The sequence below is a fragment of the Deinococcota bacterium genome, from assembly GCA_030858465.1.
GTDB lineage: Bacteria > Deinococcota > Deinococci > Deinococcales > Trueperaceae > JALZLY01.
The window spans coordinates 1-8,560 of record JALZLY010000117.1; the positions used below are offsets into that span (position 1 = coordinate 1).

The 8,560-nt window shown below is 66.3% G+C and carries 10 protein-coding genes; 4 read left to right on the forward strand and 6 right to left on the reverse strand.

Features of this window, described 5'->3' with window-relative positions:
- The 5 genes from M3498_05620 to M3498_05640 form a co-directional block, all read right to left on the reverse strand.
- Positions 1 to 220, reverse strand: a 220-nt coding sequence (locus M3498_05620; GenBank protein ID MDQ3458763.1) for a hypothetical protein, incomplete at its 3' end; no start/stop codon positions are given.
- Between the two features lie 130 nt (positions 221 to 350).
- Positions 351 to 1,298, reverse strand: coding sequence for a signal recognition particle-docking protein FtsY (ftsY, locus tag M3498_05625; protein MDQ3458764.1), 948 nt, complete (start codon positions 1,296 to 1,298; stop codon positions 351 to 353).
- On the reverse strand, positions 1,295 to 2,797 hold the full coding sequence (gene gltX / locus M3498_05630; protein ID MDQ3458765.1) for a glutamate--tRNA ligase: 1,503 nt from the start codon (positions 2,795 to 2,797) through the stop codon (positions 1,295 to 1,297). The genes ftsY and gltX overlap by 4 nt, the downstream gene beginning before the upstream one ends.
- A gap of 482 nt (positions 2,798 to 3,279) precedes the next feature.
- Positions 3,280 to 3,732, reverse strand: coding sequence for a hypothetical protein (locus M3498_05635; GenBank protein ID MDQ3458766.1), 453 nt, complete (start codon positions 3,730 to 3,732; stop codon positions 3,280 to 3,282).
- Positions 3,733 to 3,805: 73 nt separating this feature from the next.
- Positions 3,806 to 4,237, reverse strand: a complete 432-nt coding sequence (locus tag M3498_05640; GenBank protein ID MDQ3458767.1) for a GNAT family N-acetyltransferase — start codon at positions 4,235 to 4,237, stop codon at positions 3,806 to 3,808.
- Here M3498_05640 and M3498_05645 point away from each other — a divergent pair.
- The 4 genes from M3498_05645 to M3498_05660 all read left to right on the forward strand — a co-directional run bounded on the left by M3498_05645 (position 4,236) and on the right by M3498_05660 (position 6,692).
- Complete coding sequence (locus tag M3498_05645; GenBank protein ID MDQ3458768.1) at positions 4,236 to 5,201, forward strand: DMT family transporter; 966 nt, start codon at positions 4,236 to 4,238, stop codon at positions 5,199 to 5,201. The genes M3498_05640 and M3498_05645 overlap by 2 nt on opposite strands.
- Before the next feature lie 143 nt (positions 5,202 to 5,344).
- On the forward strand, positions 5,345 to 5,962 hold the full coding sequence (locus M3498_05650; GenBank protein MDQ3458769.1) for a flavin reductase family protein: 618 nt from the start codon (positions 5,345 to 5,347) through the stop codon (positions 5,960 to 5,962).
- An 86-nt stretch (positions 5,963 to 6,048) separates the two neighbouring features.
- Positions 6,049 to 6,297: a type II toxin-antitoxin system VapB family antitoxin gene (locus M3498_05655; GenBank protein MDQ3458770.1), complete on the forward strand. Its 249-nt coding sequence runs from the start codon at positions 6,049 to 6,051 to the stop codon at positions 6,295 to 6,297.
- Positions 6,297 to 6,692, forward strand: coding sequence for a type II toxin-antitoxin system VapC family toxin (locus tag M3498_05660; GenBank protein MDQ3458771.1), 396 nt, complete (start codon positions 6,297 to 6,299; stop codon positions 6,690 to 6,692). The genes M3498_05655 and M3498_05660 overlap by 1 nt, the downstream gene beginning before the upstream one ends.
- Before the next feature lie 103 nt (positions 6,693 to 6,795).
- Here the strand turns inward: M3498_05660 and M3498_05665 are convergent.
- On the reverse strand, positions 6,796 to 8,560 hold a 1,765-nt coding region (locus M3498_05665), incomplete at its 5' end, for an AAA family ATPase (protein MDQ3458772.1).

The window sequence follows — 8,560 nt, forward strand, 5'->3', positions numbered from 1 at the left end:
GAAGGACGGTCTCCGCCCCGGTGGCCTCGAGCGCCAGGGCGAGGCCCGCGGCGGTGTTGACCTTGCCGACGCCCAGATGGGCCAGGAAGACGGGCAGGTGAGCGAAGTGGCCGCGGTAGAGCTCTCCCAGCGGGAAGTCCAGCCGCTCGAGCTCGCTCAGCCCTTCGCGGACGGGCCGGCCTTCCACTGACGTCGCGGTGATGAGCAGGAGAGGAAACACGGTCCCAGTCTAGCGGATGGTCCACGGCTCGAGGGCGGGCAACACCTTGGAAGGGGAAGCTGGTCCCTCACCTGAGGGCTCGAGGATGCGCGACAGCAGCTCGTCCGGGATCTTTTCGGACAACGAGCGTCTACCTGGCTCCCGCCGGTTGCGGCATGTCGAGCATCGCCTTGACAAAGGCCGCCGCGTCGTAGGGTTGCAGGTCCTCGGCCCTTTCGCCCACGCCGATGAACTTGATGGGCAAATCCAGCTCGCGCACGATGGGCAAGAGGATGCCGCCCTTGGCGGTGCCGTCCAGTTTGCTGACGATGACGCCGGTGACGCCGACGGCCTCGTGGAACTTTCTGGCCTGCTCGAGACCGTTTTGCCCGGTGACGGCGTCAAGGACCAGCCACACCTCCCCCGGCTCGCCCGGGTCGGCCCGGGTGATCACCCGCTTGACCTTCTTCAGTTCCTCCATCAGGTTGTGCTTGGTGTGGAGGCGGCCGGCGGTGTCCACGAAGAGCAGGTCGCGGCCCCGGGCGGCTCTGGCTTGCGCGGCGTCGAAGGCCACCGCGGCCGGGTCCGAGCCGTCGGGCCCGGTGACGGTGGGGATGCTCAGCCGCTCGCCCCAGACAGAAAGCTGGGCGGTCGCCGCGGCGCGGAAGGTGTCGCCGGCGGCGAACATCACCCGCTTGCCGTAGCCCGTGTAGTACTGGCCGAGTTTGGCGATGGTGGTGGTCTTGCCGACGCCGTTGACGCCGACCACCATGATCGCCTTGCCCCTTACCTCGACCATGTTGCGGCTGACGTCGAGCTCGAAGCCGACGCGGCGCAGCTTCTGGCGCATCCTGTCGCGCTCGAGCTGATCCATCAGCGCCTTCTCGAGCGCCTCCTGGAAGCTCACGCCGCGTTCGCGCTCCCGCTTCGTCTCACTCACCACCTCGGCGGCGATCTTGGCGCCCGTGTCGGCGGCGATCAGCGCGAACTCGAGGTCGTCCCAGTCCATCTCCCAGGTCTTGCCGACCAGGGGTGCGTCGCCGGTGAGGACATCGCGCGTCTTGCTGAGGCCCTGCTTGAGGCGGTCGAACCAGCTCACTCTCTCGCCCCCGCCCTGCTCGCTACCTTGGCCTCTTCGGGCCTGACGGGCCGGTCGTCGGGCAGGCCCGCGGTGATATAGGCGAGCGCCCGACCGAGACGTGTCAGGACTCGGTCACGGCCGAGGGCGCTGACGAGTTCGGTGATGCCAGGGGCCTGCATGGTGCCGGTCAGGGCCACGCGCAGCGGCTGCAGGACCTTGCCCATGCCCACCGACTGCGCCTGCACATAGTCGTGGAGCATGTCGTCGATCGAATCCTCGTCGTAGTCCTCGAGCCGGGCGAACTCGCGCTCGAGGTCTTCGAGATACTTCTGACCGGCCGCGAGCCTCTTCTTGGCCTCCGCCTCGAAGGGGAAGTCGTCGCTGAAAAAGTAGGCGACGGCCTTGGGAAACTCCGCCAAGGTCTCGACCCGCTTCCTGGTGATGTCGAGCACGTCGAGCAGATAGCGCTCGTCCTGCGGCAGGACGCCCGCCTCGGCAAGAAAAGGCTTGACCCGTTCGGCGAGGTCCTCAAGCGGGAGGTCGCGGAGGTACTTGGCGTTGTAGTGCTTGAGGCGCTTGGGGTCGAAGATCGAGCCGCCCAGCGACACGCGCTCGAAGGAGAAGTGCCTGATCATGTCCCCCAGACTGAAGAACTCCCGCCCGTCGGGCATGCTCCAGCCCATGGTGCCCAGGTAGTTGAGGAGCGCCTCGGGCAGGACGCCCTGACGGCGGTAGGCGTCTAAGTTGACGTCGTCCTTGCGCTTGCTGAGCTTCTTGCCCTCGGCGTTCTTGAGAAGGGGCATATGCACCCACTGGGGTTCCTCCCAGCCAAAGGCCCGGTAGAGCAGGACGTGGATGGGCGCGGTGGGAATCCACTCCTCGCCGCGCACGGCGTGGCTCACCCCCATGAGGTGATCGTCTACCACCACCGCCAGATGGTAGGTGGGCAGGCCGTCGCTCTTTAAGAGCACCGCGTCGGGTACCTCGCGGTTGGGGATGTGGATGTCGCCGCGCAGGAGGTCTTTGACGACCGTCTCGCCCTCGTCCGGGGTGATCAGCCGGACGACAAAGGGCTCGCCCGAGGCCGCGCGCCGCTCCGACTCCTCGCGGCTCAGCTGCCGTCCCCGCCCGTCGTAGCCGTGGCCGAGACCGCGCCGCTGCAAGTCATGGCGGATGGCCTCGAGCTCGTCTGGCGTCTCGAAGGCGCGGTAGGCCTTGCCCTCGCCCAAAAGCCGCTGAACGTGCCGCTGATAGATCTCCAGGCGCTCGGTCTGCCGGTAAGGAGCGTTTGGCCCGCCCGTCGTCGGGCTCTCGTCGGGCTCGAGGCCGAGCCAGGAGAGCGCGTCCAGAACGCGCGCTTCCGATTCGGGGTTGTAGCGTTTCCGGTCGGTGTCCTCGACCCGGAGGATGAAGGTGCCGCCCTGCTGCTTGGCAAATGCGTAATCAAAAAGCGCCATATAGGCGGTGCCGACGTGCGGGTCGCCGGTGGGTGAGGGTGCAATGCGTGTTACTACCACGGAGAAACCTCCAATAAGCCTATACCAACTGCCTTTCGAAGTACCACAAACCGAGTGGGTTTGAGGGTATGCGCGCACGCGCACTTATCAAGCGCAAAAGCGGCGCTTGATAAGGCACTTGGTATTAGTTTAGCCCAGCCGCGTGAGCCCTAGCGTTATCGGGGAGGGGCTCGAGCCAGGCCGAAGCGGCCTCGAGGCACTCGCGCGACCGTTGCTCCCCCCTGGCCCCGCGTTTCGGCGGGGACCTGCGGCGGTGCTATCCTGGACAGGCCAGGTTTCCTAACTCGAGGACGGACCCTATGAACGAGCTCAACGAGTCAAGCAGACCGATTCTGAAGCTATGCCTTGCCAGCGCGGCGCCGGACCTGCTCGAGCTTCTCGAAGACGAGGTGCGCACGGGCGGGTCCCGTGACCACGGCGCCAAGCTCGACAGCCTGCTCGTCGAGTGGCGCCGCTTCATCAACCCACAGGCGTATAGCCAGCTATTCTGTTTTCCTTTTGCGCCCCTGCTTTGTTGCTTTGGGTTTAGGTTCAGGAGAAGGGGGTTTCAGCAGCGGTAGAGTGAAGGGAGACCAGTCCATCCTGGACAGCGTGGTCTGAACGAACTCCCGCATGAAAGGCCAGACATTGACGGGGAGATTAACCTCGCTGAAAATACCGAAATATTCTTTGAAGTTCGGGACTTCAGCACTGAAATCACTCTTGAAGAGGAGGCCATACTCAGCCTCGATGCGCCCACTCTCCCTATCGGTTTTTTTGTCAGTGATGACAAAAACGTAGCGTTGCCGGGCTTCAAAACCTTCCTTGGTCGCTTCGTAGTCGGTTTCGCTGTCAATGGACAGACTACTTTGCGCTGGTATAGGTGCGCCTACGTTGATTCCAGTAGAAGCATTCGCCTCCAGCAGGCGAATGCGCTGAAGTTCCAAACCGTTCAACGGCGGATGTCGAGCGACTCCTGAAACGCCAGAGCGCTGGGCGGTTGCTGAGCGCAGTAGCCTTACAAGACGGCTACAAGGCCGTGCGGTAGACAAGCTCGCCCACATTGTCGTCGGCGATGTGCTCGATGATGCCGTTCGAGCGGAAGCCCATGTGGACGTGCCAGGCTTGAGGACGGGGCTCGTCGGTCTGCGACGAGCTGAGCAGGGCGACGTAGCCCTCCTTGCGCAGGTGCGCTTTTAAAAACTCGAGCATCCGCCGGGAATGGCCTTTGCCCCGGTAGGGTTCTTCGATAAAGATCAGCTCGAGAAACGGCACCGTCGTCCATAACACAGCGTAGCGCGCCAGCCCGGCGACGCGGCCCGTGAGCTCGAGCGCGATGACTTCCTGCGCCTCTACCTTGTGCCGCCAGGCGCGCTCGCGCGGCCAGGGATCGAGCGCCTTTAGCGTAGGGATGTCCGACGGTCGGGCAAAGCGGACGTTCGCCTCTACGGCTGTGGGCATGGCGCGAGTCTACCCCTTGACGCCGGGCGCCAATGCCAGTGATAGAGTACCGGCTGTGACGCTCGGCCTCTTTCTCAACCTGCTGCTTCTGGCCGTTCTCTGGGGCTCGGCCTTTCCGGGCATCAAGGTGGGGCTCGAGGGGCTCAGCGCGCCGCATCTCACGCTGCTGCGCTTCGCGGTCGCCTCGCTCTGCTTCGCGCCCTATCTCATGCTCAAGCGGCGGAGGCTCCTGCCCGAGAGGGAAGACCTGCCCTATTTTTTCCTGTTGGGCCTTTTGGGCATCACGGTCTACCACCTGGCGCTCAACTTCGGCCAGGCCCAGGTGACGGCCGGGGCGGCGAGCCTGATCATCGCCACCGCGCCCGCCATCACCGCCGTGGTGGCCTACTTTCTGATCGGCGATCGCTTGCCGGTGCTGGGCTGGCTGGGCATCTTCGTGTCGTTCGCGGGCGTGTCCCTGATCGTGATGGGCGACAACCCCGAGCTCGGCTTCAACCCCTGGGCGCTGCTGATCCTCGTCTCGGCGGTGACCACCGCCTTTTACGCCGTCCTGCAAAAGCGCATGTTCGCGCGCTACAGCGCCGTTCAGGTGACGGCCTTCTCGACCTGGGCGGGCACCCTGCCGCTGCTGGTCTTCTTGCCGGGTCTGCCCGCCGACCTCGCCGACGCCGGGCTGGCGCCCCTTCTCTGGACGGTCTATATCGGCGTCTTTCCGGCGGCCTTTGCCTACGCGCAGTTTTCCTACGCCATCAGCGTCGCGCCGGTGACCTTGGTGGCGGCCTATCTCTACATGGTGCCAGTCTTCAGCCTCCTCTTCGCCTGGCTGGTTCTCGGCGAGCTGCCCACCCCCCTCACCCTCCTGGGCGGCGCGGTGGCGATCGTCGGCATCGTGTTGGTCAACCACGCCAAGCGGCGCTCGAGGGAACGCTCGCCCGCGCTCGTCGCCGCCGAGAAGGGGGCCTAGCCCAGTTCATACCGGGCCCAGTTCATACCGGCAGCTACACGAGGACTCAGCCGCTCGGGTGTAGCTCCGTCTGCCGGTTGCGGAGCATGGGGGAGCGTGATGAGCAACAGCCGCGTCGCTACCGCCCCGGTATACTCGGCAGCATGTCCGAGCAAAGGGTCCACCAGCCTAGCCATCATCGGGAAAAGGTGCGCGAGACGCCGCTCAGCCGCTTTTTTGGCTACTACCCCGGCACCGTCTCGGTGATCACGGTGGCGACCAAGACGGAGCGCAACATCATGAGCGCGGGCTGGCACGCCGCCCTGTCGATGAAGCCGGTGCTCTACGGCGTCGCTATCGGCCGCGAGCGCTCTACCCACCGGCTCATCCTCGAGGCGGGAAGCTTCGGCGTCAGCTTCCTGCCCTTCAGCGAGGCCGGGGTCATCGCGGCGGTGGGCTCGGTGAGCCTGCAGGGGGGAGAGGACAAGTTCGAGCGCTTCGGCGTCCAAGTAGAAGATCCCATCGCCACCACCGCGCCGATCCCCAAGAGCGCCTACCTGAGCTATGAATGCACCGTCTACGAGGTGCATCCGACCGGCGACCACGACTGGGTGGTGGGCGAGGTGCAGGCGGTCCACTACGACCCCGACGCCTTTGACGAGCGCTGGATGCTGAACCCCGAGCGGGCGGCGGCGGCCATCTACTACGGCCGCGCCGAGTACCAGGCGCTCGGGCCGGAGGGCGCTCGCGGCTCCTTTTTCGCTTCCCCAAAAAAGCGCTAGCGTGCGCCGCGGCACGCTCTGGTCACGTCCGCCTCCTGCATGGGCCTGATGGTCCTGCCTGGTAGCCTTTATGCTATCATGCTACCATGAAGCAGACGAGCATCAAGAGCGACCGCGTGACCGACCTGCTCGAGCAGATCACGCAACGGACGGGCGAAACGAAGGTCAAGGTGGTGACCCGCGCGCTCGAGGAGCGTCTACAACAGCTCGAAGCGCGTGACCGCGCCGCCCGCACCCTCGCCTGGCTCAAGGCCAGCGTCTGGCCGGACCTTCCCGAGAAGCAGCGCGGTCACGCGCCTTCCAAGGAGGAGCAGGAAGACCTGCTCGGCTTCTGATGGTCGTCGACAGCAGCGTATTGCTGCTGATCCTCTTCGAGGAGAGTGGTGCCGAGGAGGCCGTCTACGCCCTCGAGCGCAGCCCCAAGCTGATCATGGCCTCCCCGACACTTTTGGAGACGGAGATCGTCTACGGGTCCAGGCGCGGCTTCAACCTCGGCAACGTCGCGGAACTTGTCGAGCGCTTGGGCGTCAAGCTGCGTCCGTTCACGGCCGAGCACGTTTTGGAAGCGAAACTGGCCTATGCGCGCTTTGGCAAGGGGCAGGGGCACCCCGCGCAACTGAACTTCGGTGACTGCGTGAGTTATGCCTTGGCGAAGACCGAGGCTCGAGCGTTGGCGTGTAAGGGCGACGACTTCAAGCTGACCGACCTGACGGTGGTGACGTTAGGCTAGGTAACGTTGGGCTAGGCGCCGTAAGCGAGCTTGCCTTCCCGCTTTGCTCCTGCTACGGCAGCCGGTGAATCGCTCGGCCCCATTCACGAGCGTCGTCCCGCCTTCAGGCCTCGAGGTGGAGGTCTTCGCCGCGCGCGTCCGCGCGGACGCGGCCGCCGTCCTTGAGGCTGCCGAAGAGCACGGCGTCGGCCAGCGGCTTCTTGAGCAGTTCCTGGATCAGCCGGGCCAAGGGCCGCGCCCCGTAGAGTGGGTCGAAACCGCGCCGCAAGAGCAGCGCCTTGGCCGCGGGCGTCACCGTGAGCTCAACCTCGCGCTCGAGGAGCTGCCTTTGCAGCTCGGCCAGGAACTTGTCCACGATGCTCGCCATGACGGGCGGGTCCAGAGGCGAGAAGGGCACGATGGCGTCGAGGCGGTTGCGAAATTCCGGGGTGAAGAGCCGCTTGATCGCTTCTAGGCTCTCGTCCTCGCGCAGGCCGCCGCCGAAGCCCACCGCGTTCTGGCTCGCTTCGGCCGCGCCAGCGTTGGTCGTCATGATCAAGGCGACGCTGCGGAAGTCCACCCCGCGGCCGTTGTGATCGGTGAGCCTGCCGTAGTCCATCACCTGCAAGAGCAGGCTGAAGAGGTCGGCGTGCGCCTTTTCGATCTCGTCGAGCAGCAAGACGGCGTGCGGATTCTGCAAGACGGCGTCGCTCAAGAGGCCGCCCTGGTCGAAGCCGACGTAGCCGGGCGGGGCGCCGATAAGGCGGGCGACGCTGTGCTTTTCCATGTACTCGGACATGTCGAAGCGCAACAGCGGCACGCCCAGGCTGGCCGCGAGCCCCCGCGCCAATTCGGTCTTGCCCACCCCGGTGGGGCCGGCGAAGAGGAAGCTGCCGATCGGCTTGGCCGGGTCGCGCAGACCCGAGCGGGCCAGCTTGATGGCGCCGGCCACCTCGCTCACCGCCCGGGGCTGGCCGAACACGGTTCCGCTCAGCTCGGCCTCGAGCGTCGCCAGGCGGGCGCGGTCGTCCTGGGAGACCGACTTGGCGGGGATGCGCGCCATCAGGGCGACGGTCGCCTCGATGTCCTCGGCCCCCAAGCACGCGCGCCTAGCTCCCGCCGCCAGCAGCGCCTGCGCCGCGCCGGCCTCGTCGAGCACGTCGATGGCGGCGTCGGGCAGGCGCCGGTCGGCGAGATAGCGGGCCGCCAGCAGGGCCGCGCTCACCAGGGCCTCGTCGCTGTAGCGCAAGCCGTAGTGCGCCTCGAAGCGCGACCTGAGGCCTTGCAGGATAGCCAGGGTCTCGTCGTGGCTGGGCTCGAGCACGTCGATCTTCTGAAAGCGGCGGGCGAGAGCGCGGTCCTTCTCAAAGGCCTTGTGTTCCTGGAAGGTAGTCGCGCCGATGCAGCGCAGGCCGCGGCTGAGGACCGGCTTGAGCAGGTTCGAGGCGTCCATGCTGCCGCCGGCGGTGGCGCCGGCGCCGACGATGGTGTGGATCTCATCGATGAAGAGCAGCGCGTTCGTTCTCTCCAGGGCGGCCAGGACGGCCCTCAGGCGCTCCTCGAAGTCACCCCGGTAGCGGCTGCCGGCCAAGAGGCTGCCGAGGTCGAGCGCGTAGAGCTTGGCGCCGCGCAGGGCCCCCGGCACCTCGCCGGTGACGAGGCACTGGGCTAAGCCCCCGAGCAGCGCCGTCTTGCCCACGCCCGGGTCGCCCACCAGCAGCGGGTTGTTCTTGTTGCGCCTGGACAGCACCTGGAGAACGCGCGTCAGCTCCCGCTCGCGCCCCACCAGCGGGTCGAGCTCGCCGGCTTCGGCCTGCGCGGTGAGGTCTAGGCAGTAGGCCGCCAGCGGCTCGGCCGCCGCGCCTCCGGCGGGCTCGTCCACCCCGGCC